Annotated in this window: 26 protein-coding genes; 14 read left to right on the forward strand and 12 right to left on the reverse strand. The window is 50.3% G+C overall.

Annotated elements, in window-relative coordinates; translation table 11 throughout:
* Positions 1 to 26 precede the first annotated feature (26 nt).
* Positions 27 to 860, forward strand: coding sequence for an amidohydrolase family protein (locus BCM14_RS11410; RefSeq protein ID WP_106228156.1), 834 nt, complete (start codon positions 27 to 29; stop codon positions 858 to 860).
* 31 nt (positions 861 to 891) lie between these two features.
* Here BCM14_RS11410 and BCM14_RS11415 read toward each other — a convergent pair whose 3' ends face one another.
* Positions 892 to 1,548: a hypothetical protein gene (locus BCM14_RS11415; protein WP_106228157.1), complete on the reverse strand. Its 657-nt coding sequence runs from the start codon at positions 1,546 to 1,548 to the stop codon at positions 892 to 894.
* Between the two features lie 220 nt (positions 1,549 to 1,768).
* Between BCM14_RS11415 and dctP the strand changes: the two genes are divergently transcribed.
* The 3 genes from dctP to BCM14_RS11430 are packed head-to-tail and all read left to right on the forward strand — an operon-like array spanning position 1,769 to position 4,659.
* Positions 1,769 to 2,803, forward strand: a complete 1,035-nt coding sequence (dctP, locus tag BCM14_RS11420; RefSeq protein ID WP_106228158.1) for a TRAP transporter substrate-binding protein DctP — start codon at positions 1,769 to 1,771, stop codon at positions 2,801 to 2,803.
* Between the two features lie 22 nt (positions 2,804 to 2,825).
* On the forward strand, positions 2,826 to 3,362 hold the full coding sequence (locus BCM14_RS11425) for a TRAP transporter small permease (RefSeq protein ID WP_259673571.1): 537 nt from the start codon (positions 2,826 to 2,828) through the stop codon (positions 3,360 to 3,362).
* 10 nt (positions 3,363 to 3,372) lie between these two features.
* A complete protein-coding gene (locus tag BCM14_RS11430; protein WP_259673572.1) occupies positions 3,373 to 4,659 on the forward strand; it encodes a TRAP transporter large permease in 1,287 nt (428 codons plus the stop codon).
* A 6-nt stretch (positions 4,660 to 4,665) separates the two neighbouring features.
* On the opposite strand, the gene BCM14_RS11435 is transcribed toward BCM14_RS11430, so the two are convergent.
* Positions 4,666 to 4,974 (reverse strand): putative quinol monooxygenase, encoded by a 309-nt coding sequence (locus tag BCM14_RS11435; RefSeq protein WP_106228297.1) that lies wholly within the window; start codon positions 4,972 to 4,974, stop codon positions 4,666 to 4,668.
* Positions 4,975 to 5,097: 123 nt separating this feature from the next.
* Between BCM14_RS11435 and BCM14_RS11440 the strand changes: the two genes are divergently transcribed.
* From BCM14_RS11440 to BCM14_RS11450, 3 genes are all read left to right on the forward strand, one after another.
* A complete protein-coding gene (locus BCM14_RS11440) occupies positions 5,098 to 5,835 on the forward strand; it encodes a sulfite exporter TauE/SafE family protein (protein WP_106228161.1) in 738 nt (245 codons plus the stop codon).
* Between the two features lie 12 nt (positions 5,836 to 5,847).
* Positions 5,848 to 6,690 (forward strand): dienelactone hydrolase family protein, encoded by an 843-nt coding sequence (locus BCM14_RS11445; RefSeq protein WP_106228162.1) that lies wholly within the window; start codon positions 5,848 to 5,850, stop codon positions 6,688 to 6,690.
* A 133-nt stretch (positions 6,691 to 6,823) separates the two neighbouring features.
* Positions 6,824 to 7,696 carry a phytanoyl-CoA dioxygenase family protein gene (locus tag BCM14_RS11450; RefSeq protein ID WP_106228163.1) on the forward strand — a complete coding sequence of 291 codons (873 nt, stop codon included), beginning with the start codon at positions 6,824 to 6,826 and terminating at the stop codon, positions 7,694 to 7,696.
* Between the two features lie 47 nt (positions 7,697 to 7,743).
* Here the strand turns inward: BCM14_RS11450 and BCM14_RS11455 are convergent, their stop codons facing one another.
* From BCM14_RS11455 to BCM14_RS11475, 5 genes are read right to left on the reverse strand one after another with little or no spacing between them, the layout of a single operon-like run.
* Positions 7,744 to 8,724: an ABC transporter ATP-binding protein gene (locus BCM14_RS11455; RefSeq protein ID WP_106228164.1), complete on the reverse strand. Its 981-nt coding sequence runs from the start codon at positions 8,722 to 8,724 to the stop codon at positions 7,744 to 7,746.
* A 5-nt stretch (positions 8,725 to 8,729) separates the two neighbouring features.
* A complete protein-coding gene (locus tag BCM14_RS11460) occupies positions 8,730 to 9,707 on the reverse strand; it encodes an ABC transporter ATP-binding protein (protein ID WP_106228298.1) in 978 nt (325 codons plus the stop codon).
* 38 nt (positions 9,708 to 9,745) lie between these two features.
* A complete protein-coding gene (locus BCM14_RS11465) occupies positions 9,746 to 10,681 on the reverse strand; it encodes an ABC transporter permease (protein WP_106228165.1) in 936 nt (311 codons plus the stop codon).
* Entirely contained in the window at positions 10,647 to 11,606 is a 960-nt protein-coding gene (locus BCM14_RS11470; RefSeq protein ID WP_106228166.1) for an ABC transporter permease, read from the reverse strand. Before BCM14_RS11470 ends, BCM14_RS11465 begins: the two co-directional genes overlap by 35 nt.
* Positions 11,607 to 11,639: 33 nt before the next feature.
* Positions 11,640 to 13,430 carry a peptide ABC transporter substrate-binding protein gene (locus BCM14_RS11475; RefSeq protein ID WP_106228167.1) on the reverse strand — a complete coding sequence of 597 codons (1,791 nt, stop codon included), beginning with the start codon at positions 13,428 to 13,430 and terminating at the stop codon, positions 11,640 to 11,642.
* A 118-nt stretch (positions 13,431 to 13,548) separates the two neighbouring features.
* On the opposite strand from BCM14_RS11475, the gene BCM14_RS11480 reads away from it, so the two are divergent.
* Both BCM14_RS11480 and BCM14_RS11485 read left to right on the forward strand, forming a co-directional pair.
* Positions 13,549 to 14,703 carry a succinylglutamate desuccinylase/aspartoacylase family protein gene (locus BCM14_RS11480; protein WP_106228168.1) on the forward strand — a complete coding sequence of 385 codons (1,155 nt, stop codon included), beginning with the start codon at positions 13,549 to 13,551 and terminating at the stop codon, positions 14,701 to 14,703.
* Positions 14,696 to 15,166, forward strand: coding sequence for a DUF6314 family protein (locus BCM14_RS11485; protein ID WP_106228169.1), 471 nt, complete (start codon positions 14,696 to 14,698; stop codon positions 15,164 to 15,166). Before BCM14_RS11480 ends, BCM14_RS11485 begins: the two co-directional genes overlap by 8 nt.
* A gap of 36 nt (positions 15,167 to 15,202) precedes the next feature.
* Here BCM14_RS11485 and BCM14_RS11490 read toward each other — a convergent pair whose 3' ends face one another.
* Together BCM14_RS11490 and BCM14_RS11495 are read right to left on the reverse strand one after the other, a co-directional pair.
* The gene (locus tag BCM14_RS11490; RefSeq protein ID WP_106228170.1) at positions 15,203 to 16,435 is read right to left on the reverse strand and encodes an MFS transporter; all 1,233 of its coding nucleotides are present in this window, start codon (positions 16,433 to 16,435) and stop codon (positions 15,203 to 15,205) included.
* A gap of 38 nt (positions 16,436 to 16,473) precedes the next feature.
* Positions 16,474 to 17,841 (reverse strand): LLM class flavin-dependent oxidoreductase, encoded by a 1,368-nt coding sequence (locus tag BCM14_RS11495; RefSeq protein WP_106228171.1) that lies wholly within the window; start codon positions 17,839 to 17,841, stop codon positions 16,474 to 16,476.
* A 292-nt stretch (positions 17,842 to 18,133) separates the two neighbouring features.
* Here BCM14_RS11495 and BCM14_RS11500 point away from each other — a divergent pair, with 292 nt between their 5' ends.
* From BCM14_RS11500 to BCM14_RS11520, 5 genes are read left to right on the forward strand one after another with little or no spacing between them, the layout of a single operon-like run.
* Entirely contained in the window at positions 18,134 to 18,928 is a 795-nt protein-coding gene (locus tag BCM14_RS11500) for an ABC transporter ATP-binding protein (RefSeq protein WP_106228172.1), read from the forward strand.
* Positions 18,915 to 19,625, forward strand: a complete 711-nt coding sequence (locus BCM14_RS11505; protein WP_259673573.1) for an ABC transporter ATP-binding protein — start codon at positions 18,915 to 18,917, stop codon at positions 19,623 to 19,625. The genes BCM14_RS11500 and BCM14_RS11505 overlap by 14 nt, the downstream gene beginning before the upstream one ends.
* Before the next feature lie 26 nt (positions 19,626 to 19,651).
* A complete protein-coding gene (locus tag BCM14_RS11510; RefSeq protein ID WP_106228173.1) occupies positions 19,652 to 20,524 on the forward strand; it encodes a branched-chain amino acid ABC transporter permease in 873 nt (290 codons plus the stop codon).
* 10 nt (positions 20,525 to 20,534) lie between these two features.
* The gene (locus BCM14_RS11515; RefSeq protein ID WP_106228300.1) at positions 20,535 to 21,491 is read left to right on the forward strand and encodes a branched-chain amino acid ABC transporter permease; all 957 of its coding nucleotides are present in this window, start codon (positions 20,535 to 20,537) and stop codon (positions 21,489 to 21,491) included.
* Positions 21,492 to 21,493: 2 nt separating this feature from the next.
* Positions 21,494 to 22,702: an ABC transporter substrate-binding protein gene (locus BCM14_RS11520; protein ID WP_259673574.1), complete on the forward strand. Its 1,209-nt coding sequence runs from the start codon at positions 21,494 to 21,496 to the stop codon at positions 22,700 to 22,702.
* A 9-nt stretch (positions 22,703 to 22,711) separates the two neighbouring features.
* On the opposite strand, the gene BCM14_RS11525 is transcribed toward BCM14_RS11520, so the two are convergent.
* The 3 genes from BCM14_RS11525 to BCM14_RS11535 are packed head-to-tail and all read right to left on the reverse strand — an operon-like array spanning position 22,712 to position 26,402.
* A complete protein-coding gene (locus tag BCM14_RS11525; protein ID WP_106228175.1) occupies positions 22,712 to 23,245 on the reverse strand; it encodes a VOC family protein in 534 nt (177 codons plus the stop codon).
* Positions 23,246 to 23,263: 18 nt separating this feature from the next.
* Positions 23,264 to 24,727, reverse strand: a complete 1,464-nt coding sequence (locus BCM14_RS11530; protein WP_106228176.1) for an aldehyde dehydrogenase family protein — start codon at positions 24,725 to 24,727, stop codon at positions 23,264 to 23,266.
* Positions 24,728 to 24,782: 55 nt separating this feature from the next.
* The gene (locus tag BCM14_RS11535) at positions 24,783 to 26,402 is read right to left on the reverse strand and encodes a flavin-containing monooxygenase (RefSeq protein ID WP_106228177.1); all 1,620 of its coding nucleotides are present in this window, start codon (positions 26,400 to 26,402) and stop codon (positions 24,783 to 24,785) included.
* Positions 26,403 to 26,568 lie beyond the last annotated feature (166 nt).

Consider the following 26,568-nt stretch of genomic DNA (forward strand, 5'->3'; position numbering starts at 1 on the left):
CGAATAAACAGGAGGAGCAATAAAAAATGATCATTGACGCGCAAGTTCATGCTTACGAGAAAGACCACCCAGGCCGCCCCTGGGCAGCTGTACTGGTTGGGCCCAGCGAAGTCACCGGTGCTCAGATGTGCGCCGCGATGGATAGTGTTGGCGTTGATGCCGCGATCCTGGTTTCAGTCTTCACCATGTATCGCTGGGACGATAGTTACGCACGTGAAGTCTACGCGGCCTACCCCAAGCGGTTTCGTTTAATCAAGCCAGTCAACCCAAATGATCCCAAGGTGACGGACACGATTGCAGCTTGGGCAAAAACGCCTGGCGCGATCGCAATTCGAATCATGATGAATGACGAGATCTCTAGTGACCCTGCCGACCCGGCCGTCAATCAGGTGCTGGCAACAGCGGCTAAACACAATCTGCCGGTCAACTTGTTTTGCTGGGGACGAATTGAGCAAGTCAAACAGCTTGCCCTGCGTAATCCCGATACCCAGATAGTCGTCGATCACGTTGGTTTGCAACAACCTTACGAGCCACCTTTACTCGACGACCCTTTTAAAAATTTACCGGCTGTCTTAGCCTTAGCGGCCTGCCCGAATGTCGCGATCAAGATCAGTGGTGCTGGCACGCTCTCAAAACTGCCCTATCCTTACCCTGACATTTGGGATCCGATCAAACGCATTTTGGATGCATACTCGCTTGATCGGTGCATGTGGGGCACTGACTGGACTCGCACCAGCAAGATACTCACTTACAAGCAAGGGGTTGACGCATTTACGCTGAACGATCGACTGAGCGACTCAGATCGCAAGAAACTGATGGGTGAAAGTCTGCTGAAAGTCTATCGTTGCGATTTCAACTAACCCGATCTAAGGTTAGTCATTTGCAACGCGATTAAAACGGCGACTGACTATCTGTTGCAATACCCAGGCGAATTGCCCGGTTGCCGTTCAGCCAGACCATATTTTCGGTCGGATTACCTTCATCTGTTTTAACGATCCAGGCAACCGCTGCGGCGGGCAACATCTCTTTTAAGTAAGGGATGATATTCTGCTCGTAAAACATGTCTTTGCTATCTCTTGCCCCATTCGCATTGGGCAAGTGATACCCGAGCCCTCGTCTCGAGCTGACATTTTTACCTGTCATTATGTTGTCAGCTCTTGAATAAACTCGTTTTAATCCGCCTGCGAAAACTCGATTGCACCCACTAGAGCAAACATCTTGTTTACCGTCAGTCCAGGTTGTTAATTTATTGGCTCGCAAATAGCGCCCCATTTTAATAGCGTCTAATCCCAAACCACCCATGTTGTTCAGTCGAAGGACTTTGTAAGGCTGTCCCTTGCCCTGCATAAATTGAATAAATTTATCGCTATCCCCTTCGCAGATTCCACCGGTCATATAGACGTATGAATCCTTGATCGCGAGTTTCATTGGCACTGTGCAAGCCGTGTCAGCCAAAACGGCTGTGTGACCGAGACTCAAGAGGAATGTATAGGCTAGCAAACGAGCCGCCACGAAAACGCGACGACTGGTCTTAACAAAAGTGAACATAAGCTAAATCTCAAACCCGCCAGACGCGATGGCTCTGAACGCCGGAACTATAGCACCTCATCCTTCCCAACAAAATTACCTCCTCCCTCTAAGGGTTTTCCTTGAGAAACGCCGTTGCCTTAAGCTTGCCTAAAAGCGATACTTGCACATTGAAATTAGGCAGCCAGGCTTTGACTGTCTGTTCTACACCTGAGTTGGAAACACGCTCGAAGGATCCTAAATGAATACGACAACGACTCGCCGTAAATTTATTTTAAGCACGGCCGCCCTTGCAACCACTTCTTTCATGAGTAGCTCAACGCGCGCCGCTGATGAGCCCTTGCTGATCCGTTGCTCGCTCGACACGGCTCCTTCACACGGAAGAAACAAGGCTTTCCAGGACTATTTGGCTAAGCTTGAAGCGCAATCAGGTGGCCGTATCAAGACAAAGCTTTATGAAAGCGGTCAACTTTTCAAAGATTTAGAAGTCGCCAAAGCCATGTTGCAAAATCAGGTCGAAATGGCCTGTCCTGGTAGTTGGGTGATAACGGGCATCGTGCCCGACGCTGATGCCTTCCAGCTGCCAGTCTTATATGGCCGCACGGCTGATGAAGTGCACAAAATATTTGATAACGAAGCTGGCAAACTGATTAACGCAAAGATCGCTGAAAAGTTACGTGGCCAAGTGCTAGGCCCCTGGATAGATTTGGGTTACGAGAACTGGTACAGCACGAAGACGCCACTGACGAGTCTTGATTCAGTCAAGGGACTAAAGGTTCGTAATTCAGGTGGTCCAGGCCAAGCCTGGCGCGCCAAATTTGTAGGCGCGATACCGAACACCACGGCTTGGCCTAGTGTCCCGCTTTCGCTGTCTCAAGGTGTGTTTGATACCTTGGTCAGCACCAATGAAAGCTTGGTCACCGCTCAATTATGGGATGCCGGCGTGAAATACGCCTACGAAGACCATCAGTTCTTTGCTATGTATATCCCCATGATCAGCACGACTTTCTGGTCTAAGCTGACACCGGATCTTCAAAAACTAGTCACTGGTATCTGGGCAGAAAATATTCCTACCTACCGCGCACACATGGCCGAAGCCCAGACAAAAGCAAGGACGACGCTCGAAGCTCACAACATCAAATTTGTCGATCCGAGCGCTGAGCAGCTGGCTGCTGATCGCAAACGTATGATGCCAGAGCAAGAGTCCCTCGCGAAAGAGCTCAAGCTATCGCCTGATGTCGTCAAACTCATTAACGCAGGTTTTCCAAGTGCTTAATCGTTCGAAGCTTCAATCGTTTATGAAATTTTGGGATTCCATTGAGCAAAAGCTCGTTGGATTCCTTGGAATCTTTGCACTCGCTGTTGCACTTTGGCAAGTGATTGGGCGCTATGCAACGCCCGACCATGCTATCAGCTTCGCTGAGGAAATTATCGTTTATCTGATGATCTGGGCAGTCATGATTGTGTCGAGTCAGCTGGTCAAACGAGATGGCCATGTACGCCCTGATTTGGTGCTACGAATACTGCCTATTCAAGTAGCGCGATGGGTAGAGGTCTTCAATTGTTTGGTTGCCATCATTTTTTGCGGGGGTATGGTGTGGTACGGCAGCAGCATCGTGGAAACTGCCATCATGATCGATGAGGTTAGCTCTAGCGATTTGCAGTTTCCCATGTGGATCTATTATCTAGCGCTGCCTGTCGGCACTGGCTTGATGACCGTTCGCTATATTGCAAAACTTATTGACTACATCGCGTTCTACGACGCTGGAACCATGAAGCCCGGACACGTTCTGCACGATAACGTCGACGGTCTTGAAACACCCAAACTGAATTAATCGACACATCATGGGCTATTTATTTTTTGCATTATTCTTTGGCTTGCTTGCTGCAGGCATGCCAATATTTTTGGTTTTGGGCACGTGTGCGGCGGCGTTATTTTTTGCCTCAGGGCACGAATTAGTCGGGGTTGCTCAGACGATTTGCAATGACATGAACTCCAGCACGCTGATGGCTTTGCCACTCTTTGTGATGGCGAGCGCTTTTATGCGATCTGGTGGGATTGCTACAGCATTGGTCAACTTGGCGGGTGTCTGGTTGGGCGGTGTCAGAGGATCGCTGGGACTGATCACTGTCGTATCCTGTACCTTGTTTGCGGCGATTTGCGGCTCGAGTGTCGCGACTGCATTAGCAATGGGGTCTATCCTGGTGCCAGCAATGATTGAGCGTGGCTATCCACGATCGTTTGCGCTGGGTGTCGTCGGTGCTTCAGGCACGATTGGCATCGTCGTCCCGCCTAGCCTGGCACTTTTGCTCTACGGGATCGTGACCGAGCAGTCGGTTCCTCGCTTATTTCTCGCAGGCATTTTGCCTGGTCTCTTGCAGGCAGTTGTCTTCTTCCTTTGGGTCATGTACTACGCACGCAAACATAACTTCCCGATCGAACCCAAACGTCCTGTGGCTGAACGAGTGCAAATGACAATACGTGGTCTGCCATCTTTGATCGTGCCGGTTGTGGTGCTGGTCGGCATTTACGGCGGCTTTGTGACAGTCACCGAGGCGGCAGCCTTGGCTGCGATTACTTCTCTGTTGGTCTCTTTGCTGTTTTATAAAGGCTTTCGGTGGACTAAAACCCTGGATGTCGTTGCTGACGGGATACGCAGTGCTGCGGCCATTATGTTGATTGTTGCGACGGCATTGGCATTAGGGCACTGGGTAACTGAATCAGGCATTCCCGAGAAACTTGTCCAGTTCACGGTTGATCACGAATTTAGTCGTTGGCAATTTTTGCTTGCAATCAACGTGTTACTGCTGGTGATTGGCTGCTTTTTGGAAGTGATTGCGACCTTGCTGTTGATCATGCCCTTGCTTGCGCCAGTGCTCAAACCACTGGGGATTGACCCAGTGCACTTCTCAATCATCTTTACGCACAACATGGAAATTGGTCTGATTCATCCACCGGTTGGTCTAAACCTGTTTGTACTGTCGACGATTGTGGCTGCGCCCATCAGCGAGGTAATCAAAGGCGTTTTCCCTTTCTTGGTATTACTGATCATTTGCCTGGGCATCATTACTTACGTCCCAGAACTAACCATGTGGCTGCCAAACTATGTGTTCGGACCAGCCACGCATTGATCAAAGTCAGGTCGGCGACATAATGTGGATAACACGGCTTGCGATGAACTCTTTCGTCTTCGCTGCGTAGGCTGCCATATGTGGTGCCGCACCGTGGGCCTTTAAAGCTTCAATGGTCTCCCACTTTTCAACTACAACAAAGGTATCCGGACCCCAGGGCGTTTGAATCGCCGGGGCACCTTCCGTATCAATGGCTGCCCCATATTCGATGCAACCTTGTTCAGCCCGAACAGCAGGGACATTGGCTCTAAAGTGCCCAAGTATCGTCTCGCGTTGACCTGGTTTTGCGGTAATCACTGCAATGACGTGAATCATATTTTTTTCCTTTTTCATTGAAGGGTCTGCCACCTATCGCACTAGCCATAGGCCTTGCGGCTTATACGGTAACATGAGTGCTTAAGTTTGCTGCACTGGCAGTCTCGATCATTTTCGCTAACCATGTCCACTCTCTTTATTTTTGTTTTTCTAGGTGCCTTTGCAGGTGGTTTGGTAAATGGCCTATCGGGTTTTGGCACGGGCTTAACCGCGCTCCCCTTCTGGTTAATCGTGTTGCCGCCTCAATTAGCATCGCCACTGGCGGTAGTCTGCTCAGTGGTCTCACAAGCAGGCACCTTGCCTCAAGTCTGGCGCATCATTGACTTTAAAAAAGTAAAACCTCTCGTTATCGGTGGTCTTCTCGGCGTACCAGTCGGGACATTTTTTTTACCGCTGGTTTCGTTGAATGTTTGTAAAGCTGGGGTTGGTATTTTGTTAGTTAGCTATTGCAGCTTTCAACTCATCAGTCGAACTCAGTTCCAGGTCACCTGGGGTGGACGAATCGCTGATGGTTTTGTTGGCCTGGCAGGTGGAGTGCTAGGGGGCTTAGTCGGATTATCCGGGCCCCTGCCCACGATCTGGGCCAATATCCGAGGATGGGGAAAAGATACTAAACGCGGAGTCTTTCAAGCCTACAACGGCAGTATTCTGCTCTTTGCCTTCATCTCCCAATGTGTCACAGGTATCATTACCGTTGAAAAAATGGGCCATCTGTTTCTGCTCGCTTTACCCGGCACCCTAATAGGGGTCTGGTGCGGTCGTCAGCTGTACTCCCGTCTGAGCGACCAGCGATTCGATCATATATTGATGGTCATGTTGTTGATTTCCGGCTGTTCCCTCCTTATCTCAGTCTTTGGTTAAAGGTGTTTCCTGATGACACGTCAAAGCATCAAATACTTGATCGTCGCGTTAGCTGCTTTGCTATCAGCAGGGGCGACAGCAAAAAACACGAAGGGCGAAATCAAAGGGCACGCGCTTCAACACACAGAGGCATCTCGAGTCTCGGTTGTTTCAGAGGCAAGCGTCTTTTTGCCAGCACAAGTCGTCGGCAAGGAAGTCTTCAACGGCAAGTTCAACACAATCCCCGCGCACATCATTTCAAAAAAAGTGCCAGTGATCATTTTTTTACACGGATCCTCGGGACTAGGGCTAAAAGCAATCTCTGAGTGGCAATCCTGGTTGGCCGATAATGGTCTCGCCAGCGTGGCGCCTGACTCGTTCGCTCTGCCTGATCGCGTTAGCTACACGTCTCCGATCGACAAAGATACTTATGAAAAAATTCACGCCTTAAGGCAATCAGAGATTGCCTTCGCGCTCACCGCATTGCGTCAAACTCAATGGGCAGACATGGATAAAATCATTTTGGCTGGTGCTAGTGAAGGGGGAGTGCCGGTCGCGCGCAACGATCAGAAATGGCTAGGACGAATGATCTTCAGCTGGAGCTGCGAGAACAATTATTTCGTTACGGATCATCAAACATACAACATAGAAGAGCCGGTCTTAAATGTAATCAGCTCGACCGACCCCTTCTTTTCGACCGAAAATCCCTGGTTAGGCAACCCCGCAGCCACTGGTAACTGCGCCAAAACCTTGAAACAGAACAAATCGACAACCGTCGTGCTAATCCCTGGCGCTCCTCACACGCTGTTAAACCTCAGCTCGGTTCGAGTGGTTACCAAGGCTTGGCTAACGAGTGTCTTAGGCTCGAAAGAGTGAGGCTAAACTGTTGAATTAGCCTCGTAAAGCTGTAGAATCGGTTTTAATAAACGAATAGATCGACACAAAATTTACATACTAACGGCAAGATAAGCCGGCAATTGTTTACAACAATACACACGGGAGACAAGTCGTGCATTTAACCCCTGAGCAACTAGAGCAATTCGACCGCGATGGATACCTTTTCTTTCCAGGCTTATTTACACCTGAAGAAACTCGCGGATTAAACGCTGCCGTACCAGAGCTTTACAGCCGTCGAGAAGCCTACAACATCCGCGAAAAAGATAGTGATGCTGTTCGTACGAACTTTGCTGCCCATATGTATAGCGATCCGTTCGCTCGTCTCGCCCGCCACCCCCGCATGATCAAGCCGGTAGAAGAGTTATTTGGCGAAGAAGTCTACATGCACCAATTTAAGATTAACGGCAAGATGGCCTTTGAAGGCGATGTCTGGCAATGGCATCAAGACTATGGAACATGGATGAACGATGACATGATGCCCACTGAGCGCGCCATGAACGTTGCCATCTTTCTGGACGACGTCAATCCTTATAACGGTCCGCTCATGTTTATCCCTGGAAGCCACAAAAAAGGGGTAATTGACGCTAAACACGATTTGACTACCACGAGCTATCCACTGTGGACGATAGACAATGATTTGATTAAACAGCTTGTTGAGCGCGCTGGCGACAAAGACGGTGGCATCGTTAGCCCGACTGGGCCAGCAGGCTCAATGATTCTGTTTCATAGTTGCTTGATTCATGCCTCGGCAAGCAACCTGTCGCCCTGGAATCGTGTCAGCGTCTACTTGAGTCTTTGCGCTGTGTCGAATCATATCCGTCGTCACAAACGTCCCGAGTTCATTACACACCGTGATTTCACACCCATAGAATGCCTACCTGATGACTGTTTGACGAAAAACTATCCTGTCGACACGCCCTGGAAACAGGGTATGCCAGCAAGTGCGTTACAAACTTCATTGGAAGAAATCTCGGTCAGCGTTTAAAGCACCGCTTGAACCTTGGCACTTAGCAGCGTGAATCGGTACTCGAATCACGCATCATTTAAGTGGCAGGCTGCCCAATGACCGTCCCCGAGATCGCGCAGCACCGGACTCTCTTGCTTGCACCGATCTTCTGCACGCGGGCAGCGCGTATGAAAATGGCAACCGCTAGGCCGGTTGACCGGGTTTGGGATATCACCCTTTAACACGATGCGTTTACGCTTTAACGTGGGTTCAGGGATTGGCACAGCCGATAGCAACGCTTCGGTATAAGGGTGTTTAGGATTGAGGTAAAGTTCACGCGACGGGGCGATCTCGACAACACGCCCAAGATACATGACAGCTACCCGATCGCTGATATGCTCAACGACTGAGAGATCATGCGCAATAAACAAATAGGTCAGACCGAGATCGCGCTGTAAATCTGACAGCAAATTGATGACCTGAGCCTGAATTGATACGTCCAGTGCTGAGACCGGTTCGTCACACACAATAATCTTGGGCGAGACTGCCAAGGCGCGAGCAATACCAACACGTTGCCTCTGTCCACCAGAAAACTCATGCGGAAAACGACGGAGATGGCCAGCATTTAAGCCTACTGTCTCAAGCAAATGGACGATACGGTCTTCATACTCTTGCGCTGTCTTAGTCAACCCGTGGATGATGAGCGGCTCGCCAATGATTTCACGCACCGACATACGAGGATTCAGAGAAGCAAACGGATCTTGAAAAATGATCTGCATATCACGTCGAGCTGCCTGGAGCGACTTGGCATCCATACGGGTTACGTCTTGACCATTAAAGCGAACCTCGCCGGCAGTCGGTTCGATCAAGCGCAACACACAACGACCGGTTGTCGATTTGCCACAACCCGACTCACCCACCATGCCAAGCGTTTCGCCGGCAGCGATATCGAAACTAATCCCGTCTACAGCATGCAGGGTTTCGGTGACGCGACCAAAGAAATCCCGTTTTACCGGAAACTGTTTAACCAGATTTTTTACTTCAAGAAGAGGAACAGGCTGTGTCATAACAATCACGCAATAAGGTGGCAGGCGACTCGATGCCCTGGTGCAGTTTCGCGCGAGACCGGATCGGCTTCTTTACACACCGGCATGGCATGTGGACAGCGTGGAGCAAACCGACAACCCGCGCCCAGACCAATCAACTTTGGTACCGAGCCCGTAATCGTAGACAAACGCGTTTTCTCCGACGCATCCAGATCGATACGAGGAATTGAGCGGATCAAACCTTGTGTGTAAGGATGCTGGGGGTTAGCAAACAGGTCTTGAACATTTGCCTCTTCGACGACTCGCCCGGCATACATGACGACTACGCGCTGAGTCGATTCTGCAACCACACCCATCGCGTGCGTAATCAACATGATGGCCATATTGAATTTGCTTTTGAGACTATCCAACAAATCCAAAATTTGTGCCTGAATCGTCACGTCCAAAGCAGTCGTTGGTTCGTCTGCAATCAACAGTTTAGGATTGCACGATAGCGCCATCGCAATCATGACGCGCTGCCGCATACCACCTGAGAACTGATGGGGATAATCATGAATCCTGGTTTCGGGACGAGGAATATTGACAAGGCTCAGCATCTCCATCGCTCGCTGATAAGCTTGTTTCCTGGTTAAACCCTCATGCAGGCGACAGGCTTCAGATACTTGATCACCAACCGTTAAGACGGGGTTGAGTGATGTCATGGGCTCTTGAAATACCATGCCGATCTCACGGCTACGGATTTTGCACATTTGTGCCTCATCCGTCTTCACCAAGTCACGACCCTCGAAATGGATAGAACCGCTCGCAATCCGACCTGGCGGCATAGCAAGGAGCTTCATGATGGACATGGCTGTGACACTTTTACCGCAACCCGATTCACCTACCACCCCAAGTGTTTCACCGCGATGGATAGAGAAGCTAACACCGTCAACAGATTGAACAGTGCCCTCATCCGTATCGAAATAGACCCTCAGGTCGCGAATATCCAGCAAGGGATCAGTCATGTTATTTTCGAACCCAGAGTGATCCATACGATGACACCTCAGATAACACGTCGCGGATCGTAGGCATCACGCAGCCCATCCCCAATGTAGTTGATGGTCAGGACGGTGATGAAAATCAGCAAGCCCGGCGCTAGCGCCCAATGAGGAGCCACATCCATTTGATCTTTAGCGTCATACAGAATCCGTCCCCAGGTGGGGACATCGGGCGGGAACCCCAGACCCAAAAAGGACAAAGTAGATTCAGCAATAATCGCCGCGGCCACATCGATCGTCGCGGCAACAATCACGGGGCCTATCGCATTGGGCAAAATGTGCTTGACCACTTGCCGCCAACGGCTGGCGCCCAAGGCTCGCGCTGCCTCGACAAACTCTTTCTCGCGCAAGGTCAAAAACTGAGCGCGTACCAAACGAGCGACCGGCATCCAGCGCAACCCTCCGATCACGGACACCACCAAGATGAAGATACCCATCTCAATGCCAACAAGCTTTTTCAAGGTGTCGTTAAAAAGATAAAAGATCAAGAGTAATAAGGGCAATTGAGGTAACGATAAAAACAGGTCAGTGAGCCACATCAGGCAAGTATCCAATAAACCCCTCGACATGCCAGCCAGCGCACCCACCAACACCCCAAACGTCATGGCGATCAACATGGCGACCAGGCCCACTGCCAGCGAGATACGGCCGCCATAAAGAATCCTGGCCAACAAGTCTTGCCCTAAATCATCGGTACCAAGCGGGTGCTTCAAGGACGGTGGGGACAGCGACGCACTGAAATCAATTTCATTGATAGGCACTCGCCACAACCAGGGGCCGAGTATGACCGCACCCACAATGATAGAGAGTACTCCCAGGCATATCAGGGCGAGCCTATGCTTTCTGAAACGACGCCAGGCCTCCTGGCCGGGGGTAACGGGTGCAGCTGGGGGCTTAGTTTTAAGCTCAGCTAAACGAGATGCGGGGGTCGAGCCAGCCATAAATCAAATCTGCTAAAAGGTTGCAAGCAATGACAAGCGCCGAAAAAACGAAGGTGACGGCCATAATGACTGGCGTATCGTTGGCAAGCATTGAACTGATTAATAAGGAACCAATACCCGGGATTCTGAAGATTTGCTCAGTGACGATCGCCCCACCAAAAATAGCCGGCATTTGCAAAGCAACGAGCGTCACCACTGGGATCAGAGCATTGCGAAGCACGTGCTTAGTCATCACAATTTTTTTAGGTAATCCCTTTGATCGTGCTGTCGTGACGTAGTCGAGTCTAATCACATCGAGCACGGCAGATCTGACGTAGCGAGTCCAGGACCCTGCCTGAAACAGTCCAAGGACTGCAACTGGCATGATCATCTGCTTGATTTGATCCCATACTAACTGCCACCCTGTTGACGTGAGATTTGCTTGATAAACGAAGGGCAACCAGTTTAGGTAAACGCTGAAGAACAAAATAAACAAAATGCCTGTAAAGAAAGTAGGCAAGGAAAAACCAATGAAAGCCAAGGTATTAGCTAATTGATCAAAAATTGAATAAGGCCGCGAGGCTGCAATGACACCAATCGGGATTGCAATCGCTAAAGCCAGTAACTGGGATGATCCGATCACAAGCAGCGACGTACCTACGCGCTGCCGGATCAAGACATCAACATCCATGCGACTGATGAAAGAAAAGCCCCAGTCGCCCTGCAACATTGCCAGCAACCAATGCCAATAACGCACCATAATGGGATCATTCAAACCGAACTTCTCACGCAAGGCCTCAGCGACCTCGCGTGGGATATTCGGATTGCTGGTCATTTCACTAAACGGATCCCCAGGCGCAAGCGCCAGGATAGTGAATAAGACCAAACTGATCCCAAGCAAGCTCGGGATCGCGATCAAAATACGGCGTAAGAGATACCGAGACATAGCTTTGCTGCTCTAAATAAAACCAAGCGGCGATTATGCCACGCGATACCAATCTTTCAGAATAGCCAGATCGTTATCCCAACCTGTTGGGGTCACGCGCAGGTTGGAGGCAATACCTGACACCATCGGGCGATGCAAGATAGGGATGATGCAATGTGAGTTACACACCATATCGTTCATCTGGATGTACAGCGCAGCGCGTTTGAAGGGATCCAGCTCATGCTGAGCCAGCGCATACAAACGATCGTACTCAGGATTGACGTAACGAACCGTATTGCGGCCTTGCCATTTATTGGCTTTAGAACCGGCATTCGTCGAGACATACTGATCCATAAAGCGCTCTGGATCAGGTTGCTGCTGAGTGGTCGTGTACATCTGCATATCGCAGTAAAACTTGATGTAAATGTCATCGTTACCAGGGTCGCTTGAGAAAAACACCGACGATGTGACCTGTTTGAGATCGATATCCACGCCAGCTTTCTGGCAAGCCCCTTTGATGATTTGCTGACACTTCTGACGCGGGCCGTTGATTGAAGTCTGAAATTGCAACTTGAGCGGCTTGCCGTCTTTCATGCGGATGCCGTCGGCACCGGGTTTCCAGCCTGCCTCGTCAAGCAGCTTTTTAGCTTTCTCGATATCGAACTCGGACTTGGTATTTTTCGATGCAAACTGAGCTGGGCCATTTTCGTAGTTGGAGGTCGCCCTCGCGGTTCGGCCGTAGATGAACTTCTGCATGCTGTCTTTGTCAACCAGCAGAGCAAGTGCGTCCCGGACTTTGGGATCGGTGAGGATTGGATGAGGCGCCTTGAGGCTTGACCTTTCGCCATCCACTTCTTTCAGCGGATCTGTCTGGTTGAGCTGAATGAACTCTAGATTGCCACCCCAGCTCAAATGCAGCGCGCCTTTACCGCCTTGTTCGAAGCGCTTAAGCACTTCGTCCTCGACTTGCAAATTCCAGGCGTAGTCGTACTCACCAGTTTGCAAGACTGCCCGAGCGGCTGATGGCGCATCGCCGCCGCCTTTCATCTCGATAGTGTCAAAATGCGGACGATTGTCTTCATGGTAATCCATGTTAATCGCGCCTTTCACCATATCGCCTGGTTTGAACTCGACAAATTTGTATGGACCTGTGCCAACTGGCGCGAGGTTGACCGGTGCTTCACGCGATTTTTCGCCTGCGAAGGCCTCAAACAAGTGCTTGGGAATAATGCAACCATAGATGCCGCAATAGGGATCGGCCCAGAATGGTGTTGGTTCAGGGAACTCAACCCGCACCGTGTAATCATCAACTTTGATGAATTTGCGATCTTTATAGCTGCCAATTGACACGGAGCTCGTGGCAGGATTGGCAGCATAGGCAGCAGTAAACACGACATCATCAGCACTGAAAGGCTTACCATCATGCCATTTCACGCCTTTTTTCAGCTTCCAAGTAACCGATTTACCATCAGCGGCAACGCCGCCATTGGCCACGCTTGGGATCTCAGCTGCCAAAATAGGCACTAAACCGCCGTCAGAGTCATACGCGGCAAGCGGTTCGTAGAAAATGCGCGAGCCTTCCATGTCTTTGGTACCCACGGCAAAGTGGGGATTCAACAGCGTAGCACCTTGCCACCAGAGCAATTTAAGCGCACCGCCGCCGCCGCGCTTAGTGGGCGCATAGTCAGGCTTACCAGCAGCCTGCGCAACGCCAGCATGGGTTAACAACTGAGACGCAATCGGTGCTGTGAGACCAACCCCAACCATCAGTCGAATAAAGTCCTTGCGGGACATTTTGTGGCTTTTTACACCGTCAATCAACTGACGAATATTGGATTCATTCATTTATTGCTCCAAATTTGAACCGGCAAACCGTAAACGTAATATAAAGTCACGATTAGGGCAATGCTATTTTGATTAATTTATAAGCACAATACGCTATTTACAAAAAGGCACTTTTGATATGGCTATCAAGAAACACGCGATCAAACTCCCCATGATGACCCCGGGAACCGAGCGAGAAATCGCTGTTTTTCGTTACGGCAAAAAGGGCGCACGGCCCAAGGTATACATCCAAGCGGCCATTCATGCCAACGAAATGCCAGGCACGATGGCCTTGCATTATTTGCTGCCGATGTTGACTGAAGCGGACAGCAAAGGTCTGATTCAAGGTGAAATCATTGTGGTGCCCACGGTCAATCCGATCGGGCAGGCGCAATTGGTAGGCAATGGCCATGCTGGTCGATATCACTTGCTCAGCTACGATAACTTCAATCGCAACTGGCTTGAGTTATCTACGGCTGTTGCAGACAAGGTTGGCAAAAAACTGGGTCAAGATGGCGACAAGAATATCGAGTTGATCCGCAAAGCTGCCCTCGACGCTTTGAACAAAATGAAGCCTGTCAACGAGTTGCAAACCTTGCGGGTCGAAATACAGAAGCTTTCGACTGACGCCGATTTTGTCTTGGACTTGCATTGCGACATCCAAGCAGCCATGCACATCTTTTCGGGCGCCCGTGACTGGGCTCACGAACCCATCAAGTCGCTGACCGCCGATTTAGGCGCCGTAGCCAGTGTTTATAACGAGCCTTACCCTCGCGTGCAGACCTTCTCTGGTGTCAATGGGGCCTTGTGGGCCCGTTTGGCAGAGAAGTTCCCAGAAGCGAATATCCCTCAGGCGTGTATGTCAGTCACCGTTGAAATGCGCAGCCAGCATGACGTTAGTCACGACATGGGTCAAGCAGATGCGGGCAACTTATACAACTGGTTAACTCGCCAAGGCGTATTGGCTGGCAAAGCTCCAACGCTGCCTCGTGCAAAAGCACCAGGCACCCCGATGAGCGGCGTCGATGTCGGTTATAGCCAGGGAACCGGATTTTTGGTTTATCACCTCAAGGCTGGCAGCAAAGTCAAAAAGGGCGACGCCATTTGTGATGTGATTAATCCCTCTGATCCCCGGGGCCCGAAAGCTCGCACCACTTATCACTGCCAAACAGATGGCGTTTTGTTCTCACGACGCCTTGACGGTTACTTGTCCTGGCCTGGCCAGGTGTTGTGGCGCATTGCTGGCGCTGAGCCACTGGCACATCGCATAGGCGCAACGGGCCTGGATGACTAATACGCTGGCCCCAGACAGCCACGAAGCCGCTGGTCAACGACTTTTCGCGTTGGTCGGCGTCTGGCAGTTTTTCAGAGTGGTTTCAGGGTCATCTGCTGCAACGGTCAGCGGCGAGGCGACACTCTCGTTGGCTGAGCCTGATCTCATGCGTTATGACGAAAAAGGATCAGTTCTCCTGGTAGATGGTCAATCCCTTGTTGCCACACAGTCGTATCTGTATCAGCCAACTCGACAGGGCATGATCGTGCATTTCGCCAGCGAACCAAGACGCGTGTTTCATGAAGTTTTACTGCAAGAACATACCGATTGTTTGCGGGCGAATGGCCATCATCTTTGCGGTCACGATAGCTACGCGACTGACTACGTTTTTGATGCAGCGATGCGCACTTTTCAAATCATTCATCAAGTGGCAGGTCCCCACAAAAACTACAAGAGCGATACAACCTACATCAGAAGCACCTGAGCCTGGTCGAACCAGATCGGCTGTAGCAATTCAGGATTAACGTTTGCCGTTCGCCAAACGGGAAGCCTCTGGCAAACAACGTAAGCGATACATGGCGACACAACCCAGCGCAGGCCCGATTGCCAGCATCGCAAAACCCATCCGCCAACCAGACCACGTCACTACTTCAGGCACCAAATGAATACTGATAAGCGTTAACAAAAATCCTGCACACGTTTGCACGGTGAGCATGGTCCCCGTAATCGATGGCTCGCTCAGTTCAGCGATACTGGCAGAGAACTGAGCAGAGTCGGCCACCACAGATATCCCCCAGATTAACGCCAACACAATTACCAACCAAGGCGTCAAACCAAACGAGAAAGCGATCAGCAGCGCGCACAGTGAACTCGTGGCCATCGCCAAGATCGTAAGCGTCGTGCGACCAATTCGATCCGCAAACCAACCGCCCGCAATCGCGCCAAGAGACCCTGCCGAGATCGCCGCAAAGGTAACCACGCTGGCGACGCGATTAGCATTCAACAGACCAGATGCTGTAAAACTGGCGGCCAAGAAGACGGCTAGCCAAGACCACATGGCATAGAGCTCCCACATATGACCCAGATAACCAAGATTGACTAATCGAAGCGAGCGATTACGCCAGGCTTGCATCATGAAACCAAGGTCGATGCGGCTGCTACGTGCCATGTTGGGACCAAGGCTGCAAAAAGAGATGCCCAAACCAGCCAAGAGTGCGCAAGAAGCCGCTAAGCCATAGATCAGTCGCCAATCAAGCGCATCAAAGGCAGCGAGCAGATGTGGGCTAGCGGATCCCAGGGTAAGCCCGCCAACTAACAACCCGATGAGTAAACCCATATCTCGCTGCGCCCAAGTAACCGCAAGACGCATCCCCACAGGATAGACGCCTGCCATGCACATACCTGTCAAAAAGCGCAGCGCAAAGACCGCCACGCCCACGGGTGGCAGCAAAGCCAGAGACCCAGTGGCAACGCCAGCCGTCAAGGCACTCAACATGAATAGCCGACGCGGATCATAGCGATCGGCGAGTGACAAGGCCGCACTGACAATCGTCCCAACGACAAAACCACATTGCACTGAGCTGGTTAGCAAGGCTTGGTCAAGCGGCAATATCTGATACGTTCGTTTGATCGTTGCGACGGCTGACGCAGACGAGAACCAAACCGCCATGGCGCCGATCTCGCATAAAAGCAAGAACAGCAGTGACCTGAACTTGCCCGGCAAGCCTATCTCGCCATTTGTGGCGGCGATCATTCAGTACGCCTCATTGTGTAGCAATCATTGCTTTTGGTTCAGCCTACCGAGTTCGCACGAAAACGATTGGCAGCATGGCTTGTTGGCAAGCGATCAGTGCCAAATAACTTGCTGCGCAGGGCACCGGAGCGATAAGCGGTTTTATACACGCCCCGCTCCTGCAAAATCGGGATCACATGTTCGATGATGTCATCAAAGCACTCGGGCACCACCGTACGGGATAAGTTGAAGCCGTCAACACCAGCCTCTTGCGTCCAGGCAATCAAAGCATCAGCAACCTGCTCGGCTGATCCAACCAAAGGTGGCTGACGACTGCCCAGAGTCATTTGTTCGAGCAATTTCCGTTTGGTCCATTGCGGACCAGCAGCGCGCTTCATTGCCTCGATATTGGAGACGATCGCTTGACTCTTTTCATCGACAATTGGCTCGTCGAGCTCGTATTTTTCAAAATCAATCCCCATTGAGGCAGCTGCATGAACGAGTGCCGCCTCTGAACTGACGTATTTTCTGTAGTCTTCAAACTTCTCCTTTGCGTCAGCCTCAGTTTTACCGGTCACGATCGTCGCGCCGAGAAATACCTTAATGTCGCTAGCAGCACGACCAAGACCCACTGCCTGCGCTCTGATATCGCTGACAATGGACTGCACCCCTTCTTTGCTCTGACCGTTAACAAAAACGCACTCCGCATGGGTAGCCGCAAAAAGACGTCCTCGGGTAGATGAACCCGCCTGATACAAAACAGGTGTTCGTTGAGGCGATGGCTCTGACAGGTGCATAGCATCCACCTGATATTGGTGACCATGATGATGGATGACATGAACCTTGGCTGGGTCAGCGTAAACGCCAGTGTCTTGATTCCTGTTTACGGCATCGTCCTCCCAACTGCCTTCCCATAGCTTGTAGACCAGCTCCATGTACTCTTCTGCGAGGTCATAACGATCGTCATGCGCCATTTGGCCTGACAATCCAATCGCGCGGGCTGCGCTGTCGAGATAACCGGTGACGATGTTCCAACCAATCCGTCCGCCCGTCAAATGATCAAGTGTCGACATCCTGCGTGCAAACTGAAAAGGCGATTCGTACACCAAGTTGCTGGTAACACCGAAACCCAAGTGTTGTGTCACAGCAGCCATTGCAGGGATCAATAGGGTTGGGTCGTTTACCGGCACCTGTACCGCGCCGCGCAAGGCTGCATCCGGACTGGCACCGTAGACATCGTAAACACCCAAGACATCTGCAAAGAAAATGCCATCAAAGAGCCCTTTCTCAAGCTTCCGAGCGTATTCAGTCCAGTATTGGATATTTTTGTATTCAGTAGAACGATCTCGGGGATGACGCCACAAACCCTGCTGGATATGGCCAACGCAATTCATGTCGAAGGCGTTGAAATGGATTTCTTTGGACATTGTTTCTCTATTTTAATTGTTGAGTCTTGACGGATTACACCAGCTCACCGGTCAGCGGCAGCCATTCATCAAGCATCGACCCTTATTATCTGATCATTGCGCTGAACGAAGTATAAACGTCGAGCCAACTGAACCGATCCTGACTAGTCTGCAAACATGCAAGTCAGGGAAAACACTTAAGCGCAAACCCACCTTCTTTAAGTTAAGTTGACCAGAGACAATTTAAGCCTTAAGGTCACGCCTACAAAACAAAAATCAAAATAAAAAAATTTAAAAAAAATGGAGCAAGCTTTTGTCGAATCAACCTGCATCAGCCTTACTCAGTGTCAGGGATATCACTGTTCGCTTCGGCGGAATTGTGGCGCTCGACTGCGTCAGTTTCGACGTTCCTCGCAATAAAGTTTGCGGGTTAATCGGGCCTAACGGCGCAGGAAAAACAACGCTTTTTAATTGTCTAAGCAGGCTCTACTCATACCAGTCCGGAGACCTGCAGTTTGATGGTCAATCGATCACCAACACGCCTGTGCATGAAATGCCCCGCATTGGCGTTGGTAGAACCTTCCAGAACTTGGCGATGTTTAAAACCATGACTGTGCGTCAAAATGTGATGGTCGGTGCGCACAGCTGTTCGAACAAAGGTTTTATTGGCAACATGTTGAAGACGCCCTCCTCGCGCTTAGAAGAAAAGCGCTTGACCGACGATGCCAACGCCCTGATGGATTACCTGAAGCTATCTGAATACGCTGACAACATCGTTGGTGATCTCCCTTTTGGTATTCAGAAACGTGTTGAGTTTGCGCGTGCGTTAGCCGCCAAGCCAAAAATGTTGTTACTGGATGAGCCTGCGGCGGGCCTAAACCATACTGAAATGAACGACTTGGGCACTTTTATCCGCTCAGTGAGAGACGACATGGGTATCACTGTCTTGCTTGTCGAACATCATATGAATCTGGTCATGGCTGTATCGGACTGGATTGTTGTTTTGAATTTTGGAAAAAAGATTGCCGAAGGAACGCCGGAAGAAATCCAGCAGCATCCGGAAGTGATCCGTGCCTATCTTGGAGACGGCGACCGTGAAGCTGCTTGATGCCGACAACCTAAATGCCGGGTATGGCCCGAACCAAGTTCTCTTTGATTTGACGTTCAACCTCGAAGTCGGAGGGATCACCACCATTCTGGGAGCCAATGGCGCAGGCAAAACCACCACGCTTCGCGCGGTATGCCAAACCGTCAAGACCTCGGGGAGCTTGACGTTTCTGGGTAATCGGATCGACGGTCGACCTACCGAAGAGATCGTCAAAGTGGGCATTGCCCATGTGCCGGATGGCAGGGGAACCTTCACTCAATTAACGGTAGAAGAGAACTTGCGTCTGGGTGCTTACACGCGCAAAGACAGAAATGAGGTCGCGGCCGATATCGAACAGATGTATCGGAGGTTTCCGCGGTTAAAAGAGCGATATCGACAACAGGCTGGCACGCTCTCTGGGGGCGAGCAGCAAATGCTGGCGATCAGTCGTGCCTTGATGTTGCGGCCACGTTTACTTTTGCTTGACGAGCCCTCGTTCGGCCTGGCACCACTGATCGTCCGTGAAATCTTCGACATCATGCGTCAGATCAATCAAGAAGACAAAGTGAGCATGCTACTGGTTGAGCAAAACGCGACGTTAGCGCTGAGCTTGGCTAATCATGCTTACCTACTTGAGACCGGCAAAATCGTCCTGTCAGGATCATCAGCGGACATCAAAGCGGACGAATCGATTCGTCGCATCTATTTAGGTTATTGATCCACTCGTTGGATTGCGGAGCACGCATGGATTCTCTACTACAACAAATATCTGCAGGCCTCGCAAATGGCGGCATCTATGCAGCGATCGGTCTGGCTCTGGTGATGATCCACCAATCGACCCATCACATCAATTTTGCACAGGGTGAAATGGCGACGTTTTCCACCTTTATCGCCTGGGCGTTGATTCAACACGGCGTGCCTTACTGGATCGCCTTTGTCATAACGGTGGTTGTCTCCTTTGTCATCGGTGTATTAATCCAGCGGATTTTTCTGAAACCAGTTGAAAAAGCACCCGTGCTAACCAATGTGATCGTGTTTATTGGACTACTCGTTATCCTTAACTCAGTTGCTGGCTGGATATTTGATTACACGATCAAATCCTTCCCGAGTCCTTTCCCGCTCGAAGGGATGTTTCTACCGAAGTATTTCTCAGGCCATCAGATCGGTTCGATCGCGGTCACACTGGTTGTCCTGTTAGCAGTTTTTTCGTTCTTTCGCTTTACGCCCTTAGGTCTGGCAATGAGAGCCGCAGCATTTAACCCAGAGTCTGCGCGTCTAGTCGGGATCAAAGTATCCTGGATGCTGGCACTCGGCTGGGGGATGGCCGCACTCATCGGCGCTGTCGCGGGCATGATGATTGCGCCTGTTGTGTTTCTGGATCCGAACATGATGGCGGGTATTTTGCTTTATGGCTTCGCCGCTGCGCTGCTGGGTGGCATCGACAATCCGTGGGGTGCGGTCTTGGGTGGCGTGATTTTGGGTGTGCTTGAAAACCTGCTAGGCGCGTACGTTATTGGCAGCGATCTGAAACTAACAATGGCACTCGTTCTGATCGTCACCATCCTGATATTTCGGCCCTATGGTTTGTTTGGCAAGCCGATTTTTTCACGAGTTTAAGAGAGCAGACATGCAAATCACATCTAAAAAGCTCGCTTATCCTTTTGGGTTACTTCTGCTGATCTTGCTGCCTTTTTTCGTTGAAGACTTTCGCGTCTCGCAGTTCAGCCAAGTATTGATTTATGCCATTGCAATCTTGGGCCTCAATATTCTGACAGGCTTTGGTGGGCAGATTTCTCTGGGCCACGGTGCGTTTTATGCTGTTGGTGCCTATACCAGCGCAATCCTGATCACGCAATTCGATATGTCGCCGTATCTAACCTTGCCGATTGCAGGCGTCGTCTGTCTGGTTATGGGGGTGCTGATGGGCTTCCCTGCCCTCAGGCTGGCAGGTCACTATCTCGCGCTGGCTACCTTTGCACTGGCGATTGCGACCCCGCAACTGCTCAAACACAAGGCCATCGAAAAATGGACAGGTGGCGTTCAGGGACTGATTCTTGACAAGCCACAATCACCCTTGAAATTCAGCGTTTTCGGTAACGAGTTCAGCGAAGACCGCTGGCTCTACTTTGTAATTTTGCTGATTGCAATTTTACTGTTTTGGCTAGCGAGCAATCTGTTAAACGGCCGTATTGGACGAGCGATAGTTGCTGTTCGTGATCAACCCGTTGCAGCCGCCGCACTTGGGGTGAACTTAACAGTTTTAAAAACTGCTACTTTTGGCGTCTCGGCCGCCTACACGGGTATCGCCGGTGCGCTCAGCGCACTCGCTGTCTCCTTTGTTGCACCTGATAGCTTCCCCTCATTCTTATCCATCAGCCTGCTTGTCGGGACTGTTGTAGGTGGTTTAGGTTCAATTTACGGCGCAATTTTTGGTGCACTGTTTATTCAGTTTGTGCCAAACATCGCTGATCAACTTTCGAAATCTGCGCCATGGGCTGTCTATGGCGCTATTTTGTTAGCGTTTGCCTACGCTGCACCAAATGGTGTGATGGGCATAGTCAAAAAAATCACAAAAAGGAGATAACTGTGACACTAAGATTGAAGAGCTTATCCTCGATCGCCCTGACAGCCGCATTGGCGCTTGGCGGTTCACTGGCCATGGGACAACCGTATGATCCAGGTGCGACCGATAAAGAAATCAAAATTGGCAATATCGAACCTTACTCAGGCCCAGCCTCTGCTTATGCCTCTTACGGCAAAGCCCAAGCGGCCTGGTTCAATAAAATCAATGACGAAGGTGGGATCAATGGTCGAAAAATTAACTTCATCTCGCTAGATGATGGCTATTCGCCACCAAAAACACTTGAACAAGCTCGTAAGCTCGTCGAACAGGACAAAGTCTTGTTCTTGTTTGCAACACTTGGTACACCGACCAACAGCGCGATTCAAAAGTACATGAATCAGAAGAAAGTGCCACAGCTGTTTGTGCAGACTGGTGCCTCTAAGTGGGGTGACCCAAAGAATTTCCCCTGGACAATGGGTTGGCAGACCAACTACTTCAGCGAAGGTAAGGTTTTTGCGCAAGCGATCCTCGATAATCAGCCAAACGCCAAGATCGCGGTGATTTACCAGAATGATGACTTTGGCAAAGATTACCTGGCAGGCCTCGAAGCCGGTTTAGGTGACAAGAAAAGCATGATCATTGCCCGCGAAACCTATGAGGTAACTGACCCAACGGTTGATAGCCAAATTGTCAAGCTAAAGTCCACTGGCGCTGACGTATTAATGAACTTATCGACACCCAAATTCGCAGCTCAGATCATCAAAAAGGTTGCGGAACTTGGTTGGAAACCAGTTCACTATTTATGTCAAGTATCGAGTTCACCAGGTGCCACGCTCGTGCCTGCAGGTCTGGAGAACTCCGTAGGGCTGATTACGACTGGCTTCTTCAAAGATCCAAGTGATCCACAATGGAAAGAAGACAAAGCGATGCTCGAGTACCACGCTTGGTTCAAGAAATACTTGCCTAATGCCGACCCGCTTGATACTTATTATCTTCAGGGTATGCTGAATGCCCAAACGATGGAGTACGTGCTCAGGCAAGCTGGCAACAATTTGACGCGTGAAAACATCATGAAACAAGCGGCCAGCATCAAAGATCTACAACTGCCCTTGCTCTTGCCCGGCATCAATGTGCAAACCGGACCAGAGGATTTCTATCCTATTGAACGTTTGCAACTCGCCAAGTTCAACGGTAAAGAGTGGGTCCTGTACGGCAAGATTTACGGCAATTAAAATAGCTAGCTAGAGTTTGCGGATGGGATTCGTCCCATCCCAACTCACCGAAGCCTGATGAATCGTCGCTAAGAACTTCTCTTGCGCGTCGGTGAACTCGATGAGTTCAAGCATGCCAGGCAAATCTTTGGTGGTGTCAAAGTAGGCAAATCTTATCCCTCGAACTGACTTGCCAGAGAACGCCAACTCGTACCCCAGCTTGAGATATTTTTCTACATCGCGTTCGAAATCTCTGGTGGCCATGCCAAGATGGTGAAAACCAAAACCTCGTTGCCGGACAACATCGTGATAAACCGAAGGACGGTCATCGATACTTTGTATTAACTCAAAACACATGTGACCTGAGAAACCGAGAGCCAACGCCATCTGTATGTCGGTCGGCTGCCCGCGGTAGGTACCCTCAGTGAATGTGTATGCATCCGTGTAATACCAAGGACCCACATTAAACTTGGCAGCGAACTCTGCCATCGATTGATGTAGATCTTCAACCACATAAGCGACTTGAATAATGCCGCCAACGGGTTGCCCAAAACTCGTTTCCATCACGGCAAAGCCCCCTTCTCAAGTATTTAAATTAACAGAGACTTGTTTGACTTCGGTGTAGCTCTCGAGCATGCCCTCCAGAGAGAATTCGCGCCCTGCGCCGCTTTGCTTCATCCCGCCGTACGACTGGCCAAGTTGCTGTCCACCGCCCTGATTGACCATTACCCAGCCAGCTTCGAGTTCGTGAGCGATACGCAAGGCCGGCCCGCCGGCTTTCGCCCAAACAAAAGCAGCCAATCCATAAATTGAATCATTGGCGCGGGCGATTACATCCGCCTCATCGCGCCAAGTCGAGATGGACAGCACCGGACCAAAAACCTCTTCACGTGTCAGGCGGACGTCCTCAGGTAAGTTTAAAAATACAGTCGGTTCGAAAAAATAACCTTCGGACAATGGCCCAGCTGTGGGTGGCAGTCCACCCATGATCAGCGAACTGGGCTTGGCCTCCATGGCCTCTTGCACATACGAACAAACTCGAGAAAACTGCTTAGCATTGACCAAGGAACCGGTATCGGTTTCTTCGCTAAGCGGATCTCCAACTCGCATTTTTTTGAGCTTGTCAGTCAGCGTTGCTAAGAATGAATCAGCAATGGACTCGTGTAAGAACAGTCTTGAGCCTGCGGTACATGACTGGCTCTGTCGAGTGAAACGCATCGCAGTTATCACACCATCAGCGGTAAAGTTTTGATCCACATCCGGCAAAATTATTTGTGCGCTTTTGCCACCAAGTTCGAGCGACACTGCCGCAATGCGGCTACTGGCCGCGGCAAGAATCGAACGCCCCACCGCCGTTGACCCCGTAAACGACACTTTAGGGATACCTGGATGCTCTGCGATTGCAGCACCACACTCGATGCCATAGCCTGTCAAAACATTAAGCACGCCAGCGGGTAAGAATTCCGAACAGATACGTGCCATCTCAAGCACAGCCAAGGGTGCTTCTTCAGATGCTTTGAGCACCATGGTGTTGCCTGTCATGATGGCGGGCGCAATCTTCAAAGCAGAAAGCATTAAAGGAGCGTTCCAGGGGACGATCGCGCCGACCACACCATAGGGCTCACGACGGGTGTAATCGAGATTATCAGGGCTCAAATAGGTCGTTTTACCTTTGATTTCACGTGCCAACCCAGCCACATAGCGAAATATTTGAGCAGTGACGCCCGCTTCGCCACGACTTTGAGTGCGCAGTGCATTGCCGTTTTCGGTACTGATCAGTCTGGCCAGATTCTCTTGGTTTGCCTCGAGGCTGTCGGCAATCTGATGCAGAATCTTGCCACGCTCCGCTGCCGTCGCTCGTTTCCACGATTTAAATGCCTGCTTTGCCGCGTCGACGGCGATAGCGACGTCGCGGGCACCTGCTCGCGGCACTTTGGCAAAGACGGTTTTCTTGGAGGGGTTTTCGACATTGATCCAGTCACCGTCAGCGCTATCCACCCACTGACCATTAATCAACATCTGTTGCAACTTTACCTGCGAATCCATGTTTCAACCTTCTTCAAAAAAACTTCCGCAAACTAAACCAGTGATCTGAGAAAATTTACTTAACCAAAGAAATACCGCGATACCCCTCTGCAGCAACTTCGTTGCAGATCACTCTGTACTTGTCCAGGCCAGCCACATAAGGCATGAAGACTCTTGGTTTGCCAGGGATATTGGCCCCGACATACCAAGAATTAGCCAAAGGGTAAAGCGTTGAGTCAGCAACCTCGTTGACATGCTTGACCCAGCTTTCTTCCGCCTCAAGTTCAGCCTCAACACGTTTGTATTGACTCTCTTTGACGCATTTGAGCAAATCAAAGATCCAGTCAACATGCTGCTCGATAGCAGAGATCATATTGGTCTTTACTGAGGGGCTGCCCGGTCCAGTGATAATCAACATATTGGGGAAACCAGCTGTCATGATACCTAAATAGGTCTTGGGGCCTTCGGACCATTTTTGACGCAGTTCGTGACCATCGCTGACTTGAATGTCTATGTCCATGATCGCACCAGTCATGGCATCGAAGCCCGTCGCAAAAATGATGGCATCAAATTCGTACTCAGCGTCTGTTGTCTTGATGCCCTTTTCAGTGATTTCTACAATCGGTGCGTTTTTAATATTGACCAAAGATACGTTGTCGCGGTTATAAGTCTCAAAATAACCAATATCAAGCGGCAGTCGCTTGGTACCGATATAGTGGTCGTTCGGGCAAAGAATCTCAGCAACCTTAGCGTCTTTAACAATACCGCGGATTTTTCTACGAACGAAGTCAGACAGTTGCTCGTTGGCTTCTTTGTTCGTCAAAACATCTTTGTAGCCATAAAGAAAACTGATATTGCCGCCTGTGTTCCATTTCTTTTCGAAAATTTCTTCACGTGCCTCAGCGCTATCTTCAAGCAGAGATTTTGTTGGAGGTGGATAACCCGAGATCCCGAATGGTGTCCTATCAGCTTCTGCTCGTGCTTGTTTGTAATTCTCTTTGTGTTTTTTAACAACCTCGGGCGGCAGAACATAATTAACTGACGGCACAGAGAAATTAGCGCTGCGCTGAAACACCGTCAGATGTTTGGCCTCTTTGGCGACCACTGGAATAGTCTGAATCCCCGAGGCGCCGGTTCCAATGATGCCAACACGCTGGCCAGTGAAATCAACTTTTTCATGAGGCCATTGACCCGTGTGATACCACTTGCCCTTGAAGTTCTCGAGACCTTTGAAGTCAGGCACGCGAGGCAGCGAAAGATTGCCCGAAGCCATGATGCAGAACTGTGCTTGGATAATTTCTCCTTTTGTCGTGGTCAGCGTCCAAAGATTGGTTTGACGATCGAATACCGCTGACTTCACGCGGGTATTGAACTGAATGTCTCGACGAAGATCGAAACGATCGGCAACGTGATTCGCGTATTTGAGAATATCAGGCTGTGCTGCGAAGCGCTCTGGCCATTCCCATTCTTGCTGCAGCTCATCCGAAAATGAATACGAGTATTCGAGACTCTCAACGTCGCAGCGAGCACCCGGATAGCGATTCCAATACCACGTACCACCGACGTTGTCGCCAGCCTCGACGACCTTTATGTTGAGATTGAGTGCACGAAGTTTGTGCAAGGTGTACATACCAGCAAAACCAGCACCGATTACTACCACGTCGTATTGCGACGAAGCATTTGCAGCTGCAGTCATTTTTTGTCTCCGTTGAAGCTGTATTAAAACTGCTATCTTTTAGCCTTGATCGGCTATTTTTTATTTAACTGATCATAGTCTAAAACGATTTCGCTCTGAGTTGAAGCCTGACTTGATATCATGCTCATTATTAGTCCGGCTAAGCCGGCCAAGATTGGCTTTGGGA

Source organism: Jezberella montanilacus, assembly GCF_003003055.1.
Classification (GTDB): Bacteria; Pseudomonadota; Gammaproteobacteria; order Burkholderiales; family Burkholderiaceae_B; genus Zwartia; species Zwartia montanilacus.